The organism is Demequina sp., from assembly GCF_016278765.1.
Classification (GTDB): domain Bacteria; phylum Actinomycetota; class Actinomycetes; order Actinomycetales; family Demequinaceae; genus Demequina.
The window spans coordinates 25269-42299 of the sequence record NZ_JADQBE010000011.1 but is presented as its reverse complement, the minus strand read 5'-3'; the positions used below and the strand labels follow the sequence as shown (position 1 = coordinate 42299).

The window sequence follows — 17031 nt, the reverse complement described above, 5'->3', positions numbered from 1 at the left end:
CGTCTGGCCCGCGCTGTCAGACGCTAGAACGAACGGCCGCGCCGTTTTGAGCCCCGAGTGGGGCGCCGCACCAGACGCCCGTCGGGGGCGCGGTCGCCGGGTGCGGCGCCCGGAGGTGTTGCCGCGGTTAGGCGGACTTACGCTCCTCCGTGTCGACGTCAACCGGGTCGATGTGGATGACGCCGTACGTCCACCCGCGCCGGCGATAGACGGCGCTGGGCAGGTGGCTGTCACTGTCGAGGAATAAGTAGAAGTCGTGCCCTACGAGTTCCATCTGGTCGATCGCTTCTGAGACGGACATCGGCTCGGCGGTGTGCGTCTTCGAGCGGATCACGATGGGGGTGCCGTCGAGCGGGATTTCCCTCACCGAGTCTCCGGGTGCTCCCTCCCACGTTTCGACACTTTTCACGCGCGAGTCGGATGCGGCGGCGTCGGCTTTGACCACCTCGCGAATGGCGGGAGCTCCCTGGTGGCGATGCGCACGGCGTTCGTGCAACTTGCGAAGGCGGTCGCCGATGCGGGCCGACGCAAGCTCCAGCGCGGCCACGCGGTCGTCGGCCGAGGCTTCGACGCGGATCACTCCGCGATCGTGAAGCGTGATCTCGACCCGCTCCGCGTCGGCCGCCAATCGGGGGTTACGTTCATGGACCACGTGAATCTCGACACGAGTTGCCTTCGGGGCAAGCGCCGCGATCTTTTCCATCTTCGCGTTGATGCGCTCGCGCATGTCGTCGGTGACTCGGGTGTGGCGACCCACAATGGCAATGTCCATGGCAACTGCTCCTTCGAGTGGTGCCGCACGTTGGCGCGGCGGGACGGGACGTGATGAGGGCGCCTCTTCGCGCCGTTCGCATCACCCCCTTCCGACTCAGAAGGTGTGACCAGATGGTCGTCGTTGTGGATCACGATACTTCCCCTGAGCCACGCGCGCCAGACGCCGGCGCCGAGGCGAGGCAAAACCCTGCGCTCACCGTGAGGAAAGTCACCTCAAGCGCCCTCGCAGCGGCCACGATGGTCGCCCCCGTCGTCACGACGTCGTCCACCAAGAGAGCCCGGCCGGACACGCTGAGGTGCGGCACTGCGCGCACGCTCGACGCTTGCCGCCAGCGTTCGCGAGCACTGGCCCCACGCTGCTCACCAGACCCGATCGTCAGCGCCTTGGTGACCCGGGCGTCGACTCCCGCGTCGGACAACCCCGCCGCCGTCGCCTCCGCAAGCAGCATCGGCAAGTCGATGCCACGGCGCCGGGTACTGCGGCGACGAGCAGGCACCGGTACCACGGCGATCTGGGGGCCCACGGCGCTCGCGATGTCCTGGGCCCCGCGTCGGGCCGCACGAGCGAAGAAGACATCGAGGTCACGCCTGCCCGAGTCTTTCCAGGCCGACACCATGCCGTGGTTGGTGCCGACGAGCGAGGCAATGGCCCACACGGGCAACGCCGGTTGGCCCGGTACGTCGAGCCGCGGAGCGGCCGATTCGGAACGCAGCGGCGATTCCCACCAGGGGGCCTCGCACTCCTCACACCAGAGCACGTCGCGCTGTCCGCAACCGGGACACTGCACGGGCACCACAGCCCGTGCCACGTCCTGCAGACCCCGCACCCACCATGCGGGGTGGCGCGATGGCCACGGACGCGGAGCTGGTGCCCCCAGCGTCCGACCACAGGCTGTGTCCACCACGGCAGGGTGCCTCGCTCGCGGGCCGCCACGCTGTGGTTGCGCCGCGATGACAGGAGAGTCGACGAGATTCGCGACTGGGGACGACGGGTCAGCCCGAGTATGCGACGTCCCTCACGCCCGACAACCTCGGGGCCCAGCCATTGCCAGACCTGGCCACCAACTCGCCGGTGGACGCCACCGCGAGCAAGGTGCGCAACCCGTTGCGAGCCGTCACAGCCGTGGCTCCCGTGTAGGAGGTGAAGTCGGTGGTCCAGCCGCCGATCTGGGCCAACGACATTTCGCCGGACTCTTTGCCTAGCGCTACCACCGAGATGTCATCGACCCATTCCAGATCGATGGACGGCCTGACAGTGGGCCCGAACGCCAGCGGTGTGCCTGCCGCGAGCGGGCGTCCGTCCGGGTCGCGTGCGATCGCCACCACCTCAAGGACCTGTTCCACACCCGACCGGCTGAGGACCGCCATCCGCGCACCGTCGCGGGACACGGCCACGGACTGAATGGAAGATCCGGCGAGCCAGGGTGCCTCGATCTGCACCGCGTCGTGGCCCGGCGCGGAGGCGATCAGCACGCCGTCAGACGCTACCTCACCGCTCCAGACCCAGCCGTAGACGTCGAACGACGGCGCCACCATCGCCGAACCCGGAATCAGTTCCGTGAACTCCGCCACGGCATCGGGCGTGGGCGCCGCCGCCTGGTCAATCGGGATCAGACTCGCTTCCGGCGCCAGGGCGGTGCTGATCTGCACCGAACCTCCCAGGACAAAGGCCACGGTGGTGCCGTCATAGCCGAGCGCAAAGCCGTGCGATTGCGCGGGCACCGCGCCCGAGTCGGCGGGCGTCACCACCAACGTTGCTCCGTCCCAGAGGGCGAGCCGATCGTCGGCCACCACCAGCGCACGCTCCCCCGGAAGCACCGCCGGCGAAAGCGTCACGGAGTCGTCGCCTCCCAGCGGCACCGTCCCCACCGTGGTGACCACGTCCTGAACTGTCGGCAATTGCGTGAGCGTCTTCAGCATCTGCTGCTGGGCGAGGGAACGCTGAGCGGGGTCTCCCGCGGAGCCCAAGGCGAGCGCCACACTCGCCACTCCCTCGGTGACCACGACCGAGTCGACGCCCAGTGCCGAGCCGGGCGGGAAACCCGTGGTCACTCCGCCAGCCAGCCACGGCGAGGGGCCGGCGACGAGTTCCCGTGCGGTCGCGGTCGCGATCTGGTCGTTGTCGGCAAACCACCGCAACTCCGGCACCATGGTGGTGCCATCCTCCGCGGCAAAGTACAGGCTCACGGGCCGTAGGAAGCGGTCGAAGTCCGCCGCCGACATCACGATGCCGTCATCGAGTGCGGTGATGCGATATCGACCGAACTCGTCGGTGCCGACCTGAAACTCAAAGTCCTTGCGCACGTCGACGGATGCCGCCACCATCACTCCGGAAGGGTCCACCTCCGCAGCGACGGGCACGGAGTACGTGAAGATGCCCGTCTCCTCGTTATACGACGGCACCACCTGACGCGAATCGAACACGGTGACCTTCGCGAGGGGGTCCCAGTCGATGGCGGCCGGGCCGGTCAGAAACTCGCGCGCCACATCGAAGCCAAGGAACGAACCGCCAGCCGATGCGGTGATGAAACCCTGCACGATCGAGCGGGGAGTCGCGGCGGGTGCCGGGCCCAGCAGGAGCGGCAAGAGAGGACCCGCCTGCTCCACGTCGGGGTCCCCCGCCTTCACGCCGCCGCTCGTAGGGATCGACGTGCACGCCGCAAGCGCGAGACACGCGGCCAACACCAGCAGTGCGCGCCTCACAGTTCCGCCTCCGCCGCGAGCACCACGCGCGGCCCCACCTCCGGGAAGTCGGACTCGACCATGTCGAGGGGCAATGGCTCGCGAAGCCCGAGGCCGCGAGAGCCGCTCGGAAGCATCAGCCGGAACGACGCGCCCTCGCCTGGCCGCCCGGACACCTCCAGGACGCCATCGTGCAGCAGCGCGTCTTCGCGGGCGATCGACAACCCGAGGCCTGTGCCGCCCATGGTGCGCGCTCGAGCCGGATCGCCGCGCCAGAACCGGTCAAAGACCCGTTGCACTTGCGAGGCCGACAGGCCGACGCCGTAATCGCGGACCACCACCGCGACGGTGCGCGCGGTGGAGGCCACCGCGATGTCGACCGGTCCCTCTTGCGCGTGCTCGATCGCGTTGGACAGCAAATTGCGCACGATGCGCCCCACGCGCGGAGAGTCCATTGACGCGATGTGGGGGCCCTCCTCCATCCACAGCCTCAGTTCGACACCTTGCTCCGAGGCCAGGAGGGCGAGGGTCTCGACCTGATCCCTCACCACGTCGCCAAGGTCGTGGTCCTTGAAGTCCAGTTGGGCAGCCCCAGCGTCGATGCGGGAGATCTCCAGGAGGTCCGCGAGTAGCGCCTCGAAGCGGTCCAACTGCGTGGCCAGGAGCTCCGCGGAGCGCGCGACAGACGGCGCGAAGTCGGCGCGCGCCTCGTGCAACACGTCCGACGCCATCCGCACCGTGGTCAGCGGCGTCCGCAGTTCGTGGGAAACGTCCGAGACGAATCGCCGCTGCAGCCGGGACAGGTCCTCCATACGGGTGATCTGACGCTGCAATGACGTGGCCATGTCATTGAACGTCGTGGCGAGGGTTGCCATCTCGTCGTTGCCTTTGACGCGCATGCGTTCGGACAGGTGGCCGTCGGCCAGCCTCGCGGCCACGCGGGCGGCAGCTCGGATGGGCCGCACGGCCTGCAACGTCACGGTCCAGGTCATGAACACCACGAGCACCACCAGCACGGTGGCGCCGAACGCGAGCACCCGTTGAATGAGTTCCAACGTGGCCTCCTCGTCGGCGAGCGAGTAGACAAAGTACATCTCGTAATTGCCGGCGGATCTCAAGGTGAGGGACGCGCCGACCACCACGGCGGGCCCGCCGCCGTCCGGCTCTGCGGCATGTTGCCAGTACTGGCTTTCTCCGGTGGCCACCTTTGAACGCAGATCGGGGGTGATGATCGACAGCAACGCCCCTTCGCCCGACGGTGTGAGGAACACGTCGGAGTCATTCCCCGGTGCGCGCACCAGGAGTATGTCGCGGGATTCGCCCCCCAGCTTGCTGAGGGCTGCCACCTGGTCGTTCACGAGTTGCTGGAGTTCGCCTGGGGTCTCCGCTGGCGACGCCTCGAACGTCTGCTGAGTGGTGTCGACATCTCTCGCCGACTCCACGAGGATGCGCTCCACGCGCTTCTCCACGAGGCCGTCACGGATTTGAGTGGTCACGTACGCGCCCAATACCGCCACCGCAGCAAGGCCCACCACCAGCGTCGAGGTGATGACCCGCAGCAGCATGGACCGCGTCCACCGCCGCCAAAGTTTCTGAGCCGGCGCGAGCAGCATCGTGCCTACCGCACGCGCGCTGAAGTTCACGACGTGTGGCCGCCAGCTTTGTAGCCCACCCCGCGCACCGTGAGCACAATTTCGGGATTCTCGGGATCACGTTCGATCTTGGCGCGAAGCCGCTGGATGTGAACATTCACCAGCCGGGTATCCGCGGCGTGGCGGTAGCCCCACACGTCCTCGAGCAGCACCTCACGCGTAAACACCTGGCCGGGGGCCCTCGCCAAGGTGACCAGCACGTCGAATTCGAGAGGTGTCAACTGGACCACCTCACCGGCCCGGGTGACACGGTGGCCGGTCACGTCGATCTCAAGGTCGCCGATGCGCACCACGCCAGGCGACACGTTGTCATTGCGACGCAAGCGGGCACGCACTCGTGCGATCAGTTCGCGCGGCTTGAACGGCTTCGGAATGTAATCGTCTGCGCCGGACTCCAAGCCAAGCACCACATCCACCGTGTCCGACTTTGCGGTCAACATGATGATCGGCACACCCGACTCTGCGCGAATCTCCCGGCAAATATCGATGCCCGACTTTCCGGGCAGCATGAGGTCGAGCAAGATCACGTCAGGCTGCTCGGCCCGAAAGATCCCCACCGCGCGGTCGCCGTGGTCACAAAACACGGGGTCGAAGCCGTCGGCACGAAGCACGATGCCCGTCATCTCGGCGACGGCGGGATCGTCGTCGACCACCAGGATCTTTGCAGTCATATCGCCATGATGCCACGCCCCACGAATTGCCGTGAGTACACGCCTTGGGACAGTGGACCTAGCATGGCAAGATGGGCGACACATAGTCGAGGAGGGGTCGTGACGGACGACAACACGTCGGGCAACGGCGGCTGGGCCCCTCCCGACGGCGCGCCGCAGGGCTGGACGCCTCCCGAACCGCCCAGCGGCGGCGCCCCCGCAGCACCGACTCCTGGCAGCGGCGGTTGGCCCGTGCCCGACGCTCTTCGCCCAGCTCCGGCGGCCCCGGGGGTCTCCACCGCCCCCTCCGCAGCGAACACCGCCACCGACGCGTACGCGCGGTACAAGCCGGGGATCATCGTGCTACGGCCCCTCAGCTTTGGCCAGCTTCTTGACGGCGGCATCAAGGCGCTTCGCCACAACCCCAAGGTGATGATCGGCCTCAATGGCGCGGTCGCCTTGGGTGCGACTGCGGCGATGTTCGGACTCGGCTACGAGTACTTCAGCAGCACTCTGTCCTTTGACCCCAACGCCAACGAACAGGCGTTCTCCGCCGGGTCAATCGTGGGACTCGCGCTAGGAACACTGGTCGCGACCTTCCTGTTGACCATGGTCACGGTCATCAGTTCGGTATCAGTCGGACGCTCCGTCATTGGTGAGGTCATCGGTGCTCGCGAGGCCTGGACGCGGGCCCTGAGGCGCATGCCCACGGTGATCGCCATCACCCTGCTCATGACGCTCGCGCTCGTTCTCGGCTACGGCGTCGTGATCGGCGTGATCGTCCTGTCCGCGCTCGTCGCCCCGGTGCTTGCGGTCATCGTGGGCGTCATTGTGGGCCTGGGGTCTGTGGTCCTGGTGGCGTGGCTTGCCATCAGGTTGTGCATCACGCTGCCTGCCGCGGCGTTGGAACGGCTCGGACCGATCGCGTCGATGCGGCGCTCGTGGCGTCTCACCACTGGCCGGTTCTGGATGATTCTCTCCGTGCTGCTGGTCGCCACCATCATCACCAGCGTCATCCAAAACGTGATCTCCGCGCCCGTGGGCGTGCTCATGCCGCTTGCTTTCCTCAACTCCGACTCGCCACCCACCGGTCTGATGATTCTCCTGCTGGCCGTCGCGTCCTACGTCGGCTTGCTGCTGTCCACCGTGTACGTCGCGTCGGTGACGGCCGTGGTCTACACCGATCAGCGGATGCGGCGCGAGGGCTTCGACCTCGTGCTGGCTCAGGCCGCAGCGCGTTCGGGTGTGTAGATGCGCCTTTCTATCCCGGTGACGCCGGATCCTGACACGGCGCGAAGGTGGGCCGACGACGAGTTGTCCAAGTCGATCTATCACCGTGGGGAGTCTCTTGCGGACCGGCTCGGGCGTTGGCTTTCGGACCTCGTGGCCAGGTTGTTCGATGCTGGCACCGGAACGTCGATACCCCCGGCGGGCTACCTCCTCGGCGCGCTCGTGGTGGTCGCACTGATCGTGATCGCCACGCGGGTGGCTATTCCTGCGGCGCGGCAGCGGCGGCGCCGCAGCGCCGCCGTCCTTCTGGGAGACGACGCGCGGACGGCGGAGCACATCCGGGACGCCGCGCACGCGGCCGCCCGGGTCGGCGACCACACGTCCGCGACGCTTGAGCACTTTCGCGCCCTCGTTCGCGGCTGCGAAGAGCGCCTCATCATCGACGATCGCGCCGGCCGCACGGCTCGCGAGGCGGCCAGAGACATCGCCGCCGCCGTCCGCCCGCATGCCGTCGAACTTCGCCACGCCGCGACGACGTTCGACGCGCTGTGCTACGGCCACCGCGAGGCGACCGCGCAAGACTCGTCCCGCATGGAGACCCTGGAGTCCGAGGTGCGCAGGGCCCGCTCCATACCGCAGGTGACCTCGTGACGCTGCATGCGCTGCCTCCCGGTTTTGTGGTGGGAGATGGCTCGACAGCAGGCGCGACGGTCCGCACCGGGTGGAGGCGATTTGGATGGGTCATCGCCCTCGTCACGGTGTCGTTGGTGGTGCTCGCGATCCTGGTCTTCACCCGGGCGCCGTCCTCCACGGCGCCGCTGAGCATCAACAACGCCCAGCCCGAAGGCGCACGAGCGGTCGCGGAGATTCTGCGCCAGCAAGGCGTCGACGTGACAGAGTCCGCGACCTTGTCAGGTGCCCACAGCGCGCTGGGTGCGGACGGCACGCTGGTGATCGCAAGCTACTCCTACCTGGACCGCGATCAGATCGACTCGATCCTGGCGTGGCCCGGACCCATCGTGTGGCTCGCGCCCGACGGCTCCGACGTTGAATACATCCACGGCAGCCTCGCCTATGGCGGTGCGGAAGGAGAGTCCCCGGTCTTAGCGCGGTGCGACCTGCCGGCGGCGCAGAACGCTGGGACAGTCGTGGCGCCAGGGTCCCGAATCACCCTGCAATGGAGAACGGCGACCGTGTCGGCCTGCTTCGTGAACGACGCCTCCGCGAGCGTTCTGGCGCGCGTCACGCGCACGTCAGCGGAACCGATGTCCGTCATCGCGGCTCCGTCGCTGGTGACCAACGCGTGGCTCACGCACGCGGGAAATGCCGCGTTCGCCCTGCACCTGCTCGGCACGACTGACAAGGTTGCCTGGTATATGGGCACTCCCTACGACTTCTCGACCTTGGGCAGCGACAGCCAGGGAGGCGTCGTGCTCCGAGCGCCCGCATGGGTCAATGCGGCCGCGCTTGCGGCGGCTCTTGTCTTCCTCATGGCCGGCCTGTGGCGGGGTCGACGTGTGGGACCCCTGATGACTGAGCCGCTTCCCGTGGTGGTGCCGGCTTCCGAAGCCACCAGGGGGCGGGCGCGGCTGTACCGGCGCGGGCGTGCGTTGGGGCATGCCGCCGCCGCGCTGCGCGCCGGCTCTGCCAGGAGGCTCGCCCAGCGACTGGGCCTCGGCCCCCACGCCGACCGCGCCGCGCTCACGTCCGCGGTGGCGGCGTCCACACTGGAGGAGACCACCGCCGTCGACGCCCTGCTCTTTGGTCCGCCGCCACGCGACGAGGCCTCCATGCTTGAGTTGGTACGGCGCCTAGACGCCCTGGAAAGTGAGGTTGATCCCACGTGAGCGATACACCCGAGACCCCGTGGCACGACGGCGAGGCAGCCCCTGCATCGCATCCTGGCCCTCCGGTTCCTGAACCGGAGGGCACACCGCCGGATGCTCCGGGCCCGGCGGTGTCCGAGCCCGAGGTGCCGCACTACTCGGAGCTGGTGGGCACCCTGGCCAGCATCCGCACGGAGGTGGGCAGGGCCGTCGTGGGCCAGGACGCCGCGGTGACGGGCCTCGTCATCGCGCTGCTGTGCCGCGGCCACGTCCTGCTCGAGGGCGTGCCGGGCGTTGCCAAGACGCTCCTGGTGCGGGCGCTGGCGCAATCGCTGTCGCTGGACACCAAGCGCATCCAATTCACACCGGACCTCATGCCCGGGGACATCACGGGATCGCTCGTGTACGACGCGCGCACGGCGGAGTTCCACTTCCGCGAGGGCCCCATCTTCACCAACCTGCTCCTGGGTGACGAGATCAACCGCACTCCTCCCAAGTCGCAGTCTGCGCTGCTTGAGGCGATGGAAGAGCGGCAGGCCACGGTCGACGGGGTGCCCCGGCCGCTGCCGGACCCCTTCATGGTGATCGCCACCCAGAACCCGGTCGAATACGAGGGCACCTATCCCCTTCCCGAGGCTCAACTCGACCGGTTCCTCCTCAAGATCGACCTGCCGATTCCGCCTCGCGACATTGAGGTGCAGGTGCTTCGTCGCCACGCCGATGGGTTCAACCCGCGCGACCTCGCCGCCGCCGGGGTGCACCCAGTCGCGAGCGGCCAAGACCTCGCCGCCGCCCGCGCGGAGGTGGAGAAGGTGCACGTGGACGACGCGGTGCTCGGCTACATCGCCGACGTATGCCGGGCGACCCGGTCCGCTCCGTCAACCTCGCTTGGGGTCTCGCCGCGTGGCGCGACCGCTCTGGTGGCCACCGCGCGCGCATGGGCCTGGCTGTCGGGCCGCACCTTCGTGACCCCCGACGACGTCAAGACCCTGGCCGTGTCGACATTGCGCCATCGGATTCAGTTGCGAGCGGAGGCGGAACTCGAGGGCGTCACCACCACCAGCGTGCTGGACGGCGTGCTCGCGTCCGTTCCCGTGCCCCGGTAGCCGATGTTCCTGTCCTGGCCGTCGGTCGCGCTCATGGCGGGCGCCGTGCCACTCGCCGTGGTCACTGCGCGCCCCGAAACGGTGTGGGCGTGGCTCATCCTGGTGCTCGCGGCCGTCCTGCTCGACGTGGCGCTGACGCCGTCGCCCCGCCGACTCGGCGCTCGGCGGACGCTTGAGGGGTCCGTGCGTCGCCTCGAAGCCACCACGAGCACGGTCTATGTCGCGAACCCCACCGGCAGGCACGTGCGCGGCCTCGTCCGGGACGCGTGGCAGCCCTCCGCCGAGGCCACAGGGGACCGCCACGCACTCGACCTGCCGCCTGGCGAAATGCGGCGCATGCGCACGCCGCTCGTGCCCTCGCGCCGCGGCGACCTCCACGCGGGTCCGGTGGTGGTGCGCGTCAACGGTCCGCTCCACCTCGCGGGCCGCCAACTGTCGATTCCCGTGCCAGCCACCCTGCGAGTGCTCCCCGAGTTTGCTTCGCGGCGTCACCTGCCGTCGCGGCTTGCGCGACTGCGCGAACTCGACGGGCGCAGCGCGGTACGGGTGCGAGGCGCCGGCTCCGAGTTCGACTCCCTGCGTGAATACGTGATCGGCGACGACGTCCGCTCCATTGACTGGCGCGCGAGCGCCAGGCGGTCTGACGTGGTGGTGCGGACGTGGCGTCCAGAGCGCGACCGACGGGTCCTCATCGTGGTTGACACCTCCCGTCACGCGGCCGCGCGGGTGGGCGACCAGCCCCGCCTGGACACATCGATCGAGGCGACGTTGCTGCTCGCCGCACTCGCGTCCAAGGCCGGCGACCGTGTCGAGGTCATCGCCTTCGACCGCACCGTCCGCTCTCGCGTGCGGGGACTGTCGGGACCCGCGATGATGGCCGCTCTCGCCACACAGTTAGCGCCCCTGGAGCCCCGGCTCATCGAGGCGGACTGGTCCGCGGCGGCGTCGGTGGTGGATGAAGCCCTCGGCCAGCGCGCTCTTGTGGTGGTGCTCACCAGCATCGACCCGGCGGCGGTCGAGTCAGGCATGCTGCGCGCACTGGCTCCCGTGGCCCGCAAGCATCAGATGGTGGTGGCGTCGGTGGACGACCCGGACGTGGTCGCCATGATGTCGCTCCGTGAGGACGCGCTCGACGTGTATGGCGCGGCGGCTGCGACCCGTTTCGACCTCGAACGCAAAGGCATCTCGGAGCGCCTACGCAAGAGCGGAATCGACGTGGTCTCCGGCGGACCGGAAGAGATCGCGCCGCGGCTCGCTGACCGCTATCTCGAACTCAAGGCCGCGGGGCGGCTCTGAGCCCGCACTAGCCGCTCGTCGCGGCGATGGCCTCCCGTGAGTCCTCGCCCACGTCACCCGTGAAACCCGCGCGCCACGCCCGTCGGCCCGCGACAAGCACGTACACCCAGAAGCCGGCAAGAGCGGTCACTCCTATCGCGATCTTGACGGCCCACGGCAACGCGGAGCCGGTCACGAAACCCTCGATGACGCCCGAGACAAGCAGAATCACCACGAGGCCCAGCGCGACGCCGAACATCGCGCGGCCCTCCTCGGCCATCGCCCTCAAGCGCGACCGCGGGCCGGGCGCGAGGATCGTCCAGAACAGTTTGAAGGCGGCTCCCCCGGCGACCCACACCGCAGTGAGTTCGAGAAGCCCGTGAGGCGCGATGAGCTGGAAGAAGATGTCGAGATAGCCGAATTCGTGCATGATCGCGCCGGCGCCGCCCACACTCACCGCGTTCTGGTATTGCACATACAGCGGCACCACGCCGGTGAAGGAGCCCGCGATGGTGAACGCTGCCACCCAGGCGTTGTTGGTCCAGACGCGGCTGAAGAATGACAGCGAGGGGCTCTCGGAGTAGTACGACGCGAAGGCCGTCTGAGCGTACTGCTGGCGATCCGCCTCCGAACCCATCTGCGCCAGCACCTCGGGGTGGCCCGCCGTGTAGAAGCCCACGGCGATAGCGACCACCAAGAACCCCGCCATGGTGGCCACCGTCCACCACCGCAGGCGATATAGGGCTGCGGGGAACCTGAACGCAAGGAAGCGGGCTAACTCGCGCCACACCGGTTCCCTCGCGCCCGCGAGCGAGGCGCGCGAGCCCGCAAGCAACACGGACAGTCGCGACACGATCGCGGGGTCGGGCGCACTCGACCGGACGATGGCGAGGTCCGTCGCGGTGTGCTGGTAGAGCCGCGTGAACTCGTCCGCTTCAGCGCCCGTGAGACGCCTCATCGAACCGAGTTTCTTGAGTCTGCGCCACCGCGGCTCGCGCACCGCGGAGAACGCGTCGAGATCCATGTGCCTACCTTGCCACAGGCATTAGGGTGCAAAGGTGGCATCTTCAGACGAGACGATCATCGGCGAGGGCGTCGCCCTCGACACTGCGGCGGCGTCCCTCGGCTCGAGGGCGGCATCGGCCCTCCTCGACGCGCTCGTGTTGGGCGCGGCCTATTTCGGCATCATGATGCTCGTAACCGTGGCACTGCCGGGCTCGCTCGATTTTGCCGCCATCTCCGCGATCTACCTCACCACGGCGATCGGCACCTTCGTCGGCGTTCCGGTCGTGTTCGAAACTCTGACCCGTGGGAGGAGCGTCGGCCGCTACGCGCTCGGCCTGCGCATCGTGCGAGACGACGGCGGGCCCATCGCCATGCGCCAGGCCCTGGTTCGGGCGCTCGTCGGCGTGATCGAACTGTGGCTGTCCGCAGGATCAATCGCCTTGGTCGCGTCGGCGGCCAACTCCCGTGGCAAGCGAGTGGGCGACATGCTCGCCGGCACGTACGCCCTGCAAACACGCGCGTCGAGTGCACAGCACCTGCCCCTGACGGTGCCGTTTTCGTTGGGTGATTGGGCGCGCGTGGTGGACATCCGACGGCTTCCCGATGGGCTCGCACTTGAGGCCAGGCAGTTCCTGACCCGTGCCGCCGCCCTGCACCCGGCGTCCCGGCGGCGACTCGGCGAGAGCCTGTCGGCCAGGATCGCGCCGCACGTGTCCCCGCTGCCGCCGCAAGGCACCCATCCGGAGACCTTCTTGACGGCGGTGCTCGCGGTGCGCCGGGATCGCGAGTACGCGCTCGAGGTGCAACGGCTTCATGCCGACTCTGCACAGGCGTTGGCGGTGCACCGGCTACCGCACGGCGTGCCCGACGTCGAAAACTAGTCGGAACCGGACGCTAGTACCGGTAGTGGTCGGCCTTGTACGGCCCCGCGACCGGCACTCCCAGGTAATCGGATTGCGACCGGCTGAGTGCAGTGAGGCGCACTCCCAACGCATCCAGGTGCAATCTGGCCACCTTCTCGTCCAGCTCCTTGGGGAGCCGGTGCACGCCCAGCGGGTAGGCGTCCGGGCGGGTCCAGAGCTCTATCTGGGCAAGAACCTGGTTGGCAAAGGACGTCGACATCACAAAGCTGGGGTGGCCGGTCGCGTTTCCCAAGTTCATCAGCCGACCCTCGCTCAGCACGATGACGGAGTGGCCATCGCCGAACGTCCACTCGTCGACTTGCGGCTTGATGGGCTCTCGCTTGGCGCCGGAGCGGGCGAGCCCGGCCATGTCGATCTCGTTGTCAAAGTGGCCCACGTTGGCGACGATCGCCTTGTCCTTCATCGCGGCCATGTGCTCCACGCGGATGATGTCTCTGTTGCCGGTGGTGGTGATGAAGAAGTCCGCGCGGTCCACGTAGTCCTCGACACGCGCGACTTCGTAGCCGTCCATCGCAGCCTGCAATGCACAGATCGGGTCGACTTCTGACACCACGACGCGAGCACCCTGGCCGCGTAGCGCCTCCGTGGCTCCTTTGCCCACGTCGCCGTAGCCACACACGAACGCGATCTTGCCGCCCATGAGGACGTCGGTTGCGCGATTGAGGCCGTCGGGCAGCGAGTGACGGATCCCGTACTTGTTGTCGAACTTGGACTTCGTCACCGAGTCATTCACGTTGATGGCGGGGAACAGCAGCTCACCGCGGGCAAACATCTGGTCAAGGCGGTGCACACCCGTGGTGGTTTCCTCGCTCGCGCCGACGATCCCAGCGGCCATGCGCGTGAAGCGCGTCGGGTCCGCGGCCAACGAGCGGCGCAGCACCGCCCGCATGGCCTCCGCCTCGGCGTTGTAGGCCGGGTCTTCCTCTTCCAGCGGGAAGGGCACGGAGCCCGCCTTCTCGGCCTTCACGCCCTCGTGCACCAGCAGCGTCGCGTCGCCGCCGTCGTCAAGAATGAGAGTGGGGCCGTCGAAGCCCTCCCACGTGAGGATCTGGTCGGTGTACTCCCAATACTCCTGGATCGTCTCGCCCTTGACGGCGAACACCGGCACCCCACCCGGCGCGCTGTACGTCCCGGGGCCGACCACGATCGCGGCCGCGGCGTCGTCTTGAGTCGAGAAGATGTTGCACGACGCCCAGCGCACCTCGGCCCCGAGCGCCGTCAGCGTCTCGATCAGCACCGCGGTCTGCGTGGTCATGTGAAGCGATCCGGCGATGCGGGCGCCCTTGAGCGGCTGCGCCTGTCCAAACTCCTCTCGAAGCGCCATCAACCCCGGCATCTCGACGTGCGCGAGGCGTATCTGGTGGCGACCGGATTCTGCGAGCGCCAGATCGGCGACGATGTAGTCGGTCACGTTACTCCTCGGTAGTAGTGGTCTTGCGAGCCATTGCGCCTTCGTGTCGCACGTCCGGCTCGCGGTAGATCAGTCGCGCAGCGGGAACCGCGGCGCGGATGCGTGTCCCCGCAGCGCGGACACTCAGCCCTCCCGAATGACAGCGAGCACGCGGTCGCGCACCCGTTCCATCACGTCCCGTTCGGCCGCCTCGACATTGAGCCTCAGCAGCGGTTCCGTGTTGGAACCACGCACGTTGAACCACCACAGCTCGCCTGCCGAGCCCCAGTGCGTGAACGTCAGGCCATCGAAGTCGTCGACCTCGACGCCCTCTCCCGAGAATGCCGCTCGCACGCGCCCGAGGGCGCCGGGCACGGAGTCGACGCGCGAATTGATCTCGCCCGACGCCGGGTAGGGATCATACGTGGCCAGCAGGGTGGACAGGGGGGCGTCCGACTCGCCCAACGCCGCCAGCACGTGCATCGCCGCGAGCATGCCCGAGTCGGCGTAGTAGAAGTCCCTGAAATAGAAGTGCGCAGAGTGTTCTCCGCCAAAGACGGCGTTCACCTCCGCCATCTGCGCCTTGATGTTGGAGTGACCCACCTTGGAGCGCACGGGCTCTGCGCCGGCCGCCGACAGCTGCTCCGGCACCGCTCGCGAGGAGATGAGGTTGTAAATCACCTTCGCGGTGCGCCCTGTAGCGGCCTCCCTGGCCGTCTCGCGAAGTCCCACCAGGCAGGTGATGGCGGAGGCGCGAACAATGTCGCCGCGCTCGTCGATGACGAAGCAGCGATCCGCATCACCGTCGAAGGCAAGGCCAATGTCGGCGCCGTGTTCCTTGACCGCCGCCTGGAGATCGCGCAGGTTCTCCTCCTCGAGCGGGTTGGCCTCGTGGTGGGGGAACGTGCCGTCGAGCTCGAAGTACAGCGGCACGATGTCGAGCGGCAGCTCCGGCAGCCCGGCGGCGGTCCCGAGGACGGCGGGAACCGTGTAGCCCCCCATGGCGTTGGCGGCGTCCACCACCACCTTGAGGCGGCGACCGTTCTCCAGCGGAACCAGGCTCCGCAGGAATCCGGCGTAGTCGGCAAGCATGTCGCGCTCCATGGCCACCCCCGCGGCGTCGGCCGCAGGCGGAGCGTCGACCAGGTAGCGGGAGGCAAGCGTGCGCACCAGACCGAGGCCGGTGTTCTCGCCCACGGCGCGCGCCCGCGACCGGCACATCTTCATGCCGTTGTACTCGGCGGGGTTGTGGCTCGCGGTGATCATGATGCCTGGCAGATCAAGCTTTCCGGAGGCGAAGTAGAGGCCATCCGTGGAGCACAGGCCGATGCGCGTGACGTTGACTCCCCGCCCCGTGAGGCCCTCGGTGACCGCGTCCGCCAACACGGGCGAGCTGTCGCGCATGTCGTAGCCGATCACGACGGTCTCCCCGCCCTCCGGCAACACCATCGCGTCGGCAAAGGCCGCGCCGATCGCCCGCGCCACGTCGAGGGTGAGGTCTTTGCCCACCACTCCGCGCACGTCGTAGGACTTGATGAGGCCGCTCAGGTCTGGTGGGTTCACGCAGGCAAGCCTACCGAGCGTCGGGCGTGCGCCGGGCCGCGCTAGACGTCCGATGCCACCACGCGCAGGTGACCGCGACGCGGCTCGGATGCCAAGGGCGGGCGCGGATCAGCAGACGCCGGCACCACCGGGCGGCCCGCCTCGCGCACTGCCTTCGCCAAGGCGTCGAGATCGTCGGGCGAAGGCCCGGGGTCGTCGTAGTCCTGTTGAATGTGGACCACGTTCCAGCCGCGCGGTGCGGTGAAACGCTCCGCGTGCGCCGCGCACAGGTCGTAACTGTGGGGCTCAGCCTCCGTCGCCAGCTGACCCACCACCACGGTGGAGTCCTCGTAGACGTAGGTGAGCGTCGCGACGGCAGGGCGAGCACACGCCGTCTTGGTGCACTGCCGGGTCGCCATCACAGCAGTGACGCTACCTCCCTGCGACGCGCCCGGGCCGTCACCACGCCGAGCGCGGCCGCGTCGGCGTGCGCCGACACGCGTTAAGGTCACCCCATGAGGCGAGACGCGCACGGACGCGGCCCCCGACGGCCGCTCCTGCCCTCCACGCTGCCTGGCTACCGCACACGCTCCGAAGTGTTCGACGAACTCGCGGCCGATGGATCGGAACGCCTCGCCAGGCGCTGGTCCGCACAGTGGGGTCGCGTCGAGTTTGGCGTCGAGGACGTGCCTCCCTCGGACCCCGCCCCGTGGGAGCAGGGCGTGCCACTCGGACGTGTGTTTCCCGGAGAATATGGGGCACCCACGCGGGTGGTGCTCTATCGACGTCCGCTCGAGCAACGAGCGTCGGCGGAGGAGTTGCCGGGACTGGTGCGTGACATCCTCGCCGAACAGGTCGGCCATCTGCTGTCGATGCGGCCCGACGAGGTCGATCCGGAGTACGGGGCGGTCGACTAGGCGAGTGCGTGTCGCCACCCGGCGGCGGGACCTTGCGGCAATACGTGCCGCCTGCACTG

The 17031-nt window shown here is 68.4% G+C and carries 16 protein-coding genes; 7 read left to right on the top strand and 9 right to left on the bottom strand.

Annotated elements, in window-relative coordinates:
- Positions 1–127 precede the first annotated feature (127 nt).
- The 5 genes from raiA to mtrA form a co-directional block, all read right to left on the bottom strand.
- Positions 128–772: a ribosome-associated translation inhibitor RaiA gene (raiA, locus tag QZZ29_RS02175; protein WP_291381025.1), complete on the bottom strand. Its 645-nt coding sequence runs from the start codon at positions 770–772 to the stop codon at positions 128–130.
- Between the two features lie 130 nt (positions 773–902).
- Complete coding sequence (locus tag QZZ29_RS02170; protein ID WP_291381024.1) at positions 903–1583, bottom strand: ComF family protein; 681 nt, start codon at positions 1581–1583, stop codon at positions 903–905.
- 184 nt (positions 1584–1767) lie between these two features.
- Complete coding sequence (locus tag QZZ29_RS02165) at positions 1768–3477, bottom strand: LpqB family beta-propeller domain-containing protein (RefSeq protein WP_291381023.1); 1710 nt, start codon at positions 3475–3477, stop codon at positions 1768–1770.
- Positions 3474–5021 carry an MtrAB system histidine kinase MtrB gene (gene mtrB / locus QZZ29_RS02160; protein ID WP_291381022.1) on the bottom strand — a complete coding sequence of 516 codons (1548 nt, stop codon included), beginning with the start codon at positions 5019–5021 and terminating at the stop codon, positions 3474–3476. Before mtrB ends, QZZ29_RS02165 begins: the two co-directional genes overlap by 4 nt.
- A 74-nt stretch (positions 5022–5095) precedes the next feature.
- Positions 5096–5779 (bottom strand): MtrAB system response regulator MtrA, encoded by a 684-nt coding sequence (mtrA, locus tag QZZ29_RS02155; RefSeq protein WP_291381021.1) that lies wholly within the window; start codon positions 5777–5779, stop codon positions 5096–5098.
- 99 nt (positions 5780–5878) lie between these two features.
- On the opposite strand from mtrA, the gene QZZ29_RS02150 reads away from it, so the two are divergent.
- The 5 genes from QZZ29_RS02150 (at position 5879) to QZZ29_RS02130 (ending at position 11216) form a co-directional block, all read left to right on the top strand.
- A complete protein-coding gene (locus QZZ29_RS02150; protein WP_291381019.1) occupies positions 5879–7009 on the top strand; it encodes a glycerophosphoryl diester phosphodiesterase membrane domain-containing protein in 1131 nt (376 codons plus the stop codon).
- A complete protein-coding gene (locus QZZ29_RS02145) occupies positions 7010–7639 on the top strand; it encodes a DUF4129 domain-containing protein (protein ID WP_291381018.1) in 630 nt (209 codons plus the stop codon). It begins immediately after the preceding gene.
- Positions 7636–8835 carry a DUF4350 domain-containing protein gene (locus QZZ29_RS02140; protein WP_291381016.1) on the top strand — a complete coding sequence of 400 codons (1200 nt, stop codon included), beginning with the start codon at positions 7636–7638 and terminating at the stop codon, positions 8833–8835. Before QZZ29_RS02145 ends, QZZ29_RS02140 begins: the two co-directional genes overlap by 4 nt.
- A gap of 110 nt (positions 8836–8945) precedes the next feature.
- The gene (locus QZZ29_RS02135) at positions 8946–9920 is read left to right on the top strand and encodes a MoxR family ATPase (RefSeq protein WP_291381045.1); all 975 of its coding nucleotides are present in this window, start codon (positions 8946–8948) and stop codon (positions 9918–9920) included.
- A 3-nt stretch (positions 9921–9923) separates the two neighbouring features.
- The gene (locus QZZ29_RS02130; RefSeq protein ID WP_291381014.1) at positions 9924–11216 is read left to right on the top strand and encodes a DUF58 domain-containing protein; all 1293 of its coding nucleotides are present in this window, start codon (positions 9924–9926) and stop codon (positions 11214–11216) included.
- 7 nt (positions 11217–11223) lie between these two features.
- Here the strand turns inward: QZZ29_RS02130 and QZZ29_RS02125 are convergent, their stop codons facing one another.
- Complete coding sequence (locus tag QZZ29_RS02125) at positions 11224–12219, bottom strand: stage II sporulation protein M (protein WP_291381013.1); 996 nt, start codon at positions 12217–12219, stop codon at positions 11224–11226.
- Positions 12220–12253: 34 nt separating this feature from the next.
- On the opposite strand from QZZ29_RS02125, the gene QZZ29_RS02120 reads away from it, so the two are divergent.
- Entirely contained in the window at positions 12254–13081 is an 828-nt protein-coding gene (locus QZZ29_RS02120) for an RDD family protein (protein ID WP_291381011.1), read from the top strand.
- A gap of 13 nt (positions 13082–13094) precedes the next feature.
- Here QZZ29_RS02120 and ahcY read toward each other — a convergent pair whose 3' ends face one another.
- The 3 genes from ahcY to QZZ29_RS02105 form a co-directional block, all read right to left on the bottom strand.
- Complete coding sequence (gene ahcY, locus QZZ29_RS02115) at positions 13095–14534, bottom strand: adenosylhomocysteinase (RefSeq protein ID WP_291381009.1); 1440 nt, start codon at positions 14532–14534, stop codon at positions 13095–13097.
- A gap of 123 nt (positions 14535–14657) precedes the next feature.
- Positions 14658–16076, bottom strand: coding sequence for a phosphomannomutase/phosphoglucomutase (locus tag QZZ29_RS02110; protein WP_291381008.1), 1419 nt, complete (start codon positions 16074–16076; stop codon positions 14658–14660).
- 41 nt (positions 16077–16117) lie between these two features.
- Positions 16118–16477 (bottom strand): DUF3499 domain-containing protein, encoded by a 360-nt coding sequence (locus tag QZZ29_RS02105; protein ID WP_291381007.1) that lies wholly within the window; start codon positions 16475–16477, stop codon positions 16118–16120.
- 93 nt (positions 16478–16570) lie between these two features.
- Here QZZ29_RS02105 and QZZ29_RS02100 point away from each other — a divergent pair, with 93 nt between their 5' ends.
- Positions 16571–16972 (top strand): metallopeptidase family protein, encoded by a 402-nt coding sequence (locus QZZ29_RS02100; RefSeq protein ID WP_291381006.1) that lies wholly within the window; start codon positions 16571–16573, stop codon positions 16970–16972.
- Positions 16973–17031: the final 59 nt, after the last annotated feature.

Excerpts from the sequence above, each read along its gene's own strand:
- raiA (WP_291381025.1), bottom strand. The coding sequence starts at position 772 with ATGGACATTGCCATTGTGGGTCGCCACACCCGAGTCACCGACGACATG.
- mtrB (WP_291381022.1), bottom strand. The coding sequence starts at position 5,021 with ATGCTGCTGCGGGTCATCACCTCGACGCTGGTGGTGGGCCTTGCTGCG.
- QZZ29_RS02100 (WP_291381006.1), top strand. The coding sequence starts at position 16,571 with ATGAGGCGAGACGCGCACGGACGCGGCCCCCGACGGCCGCTCCTGCCC.
- mtrA (WP_291381021.1), bottom strand. The coding sequence starts at position 5,779 with ATGACTGCAAAGATCCTGGTGGTCGACGACGATCCCGCCGTCGCCGAG.
- QZZ29_RS02130 (WP_291381014.1), top strand. The coding sequence starts at position 9,924 with ATGTTCCTGTCCTGGCCGTCGGTCGCGCTCATGGCGGGCGCCGTGCCA.
- QZZ29_RS02125 (WP_291381013.1), bottom strand. The coding sequence starts at position 12,219 with ATGGATCTCGACGCGTTCTCCGCGGTGCGCGAGCCGCGGTGGCGCAGA.
- QZZ29_RS02145 (WP_291381018.1), top strand. The coding sequence starts at position 7,010 with ATGCGCCTTTCTATCCCGGTGACGCCGGATCCTGACACGGCGCGAAGG.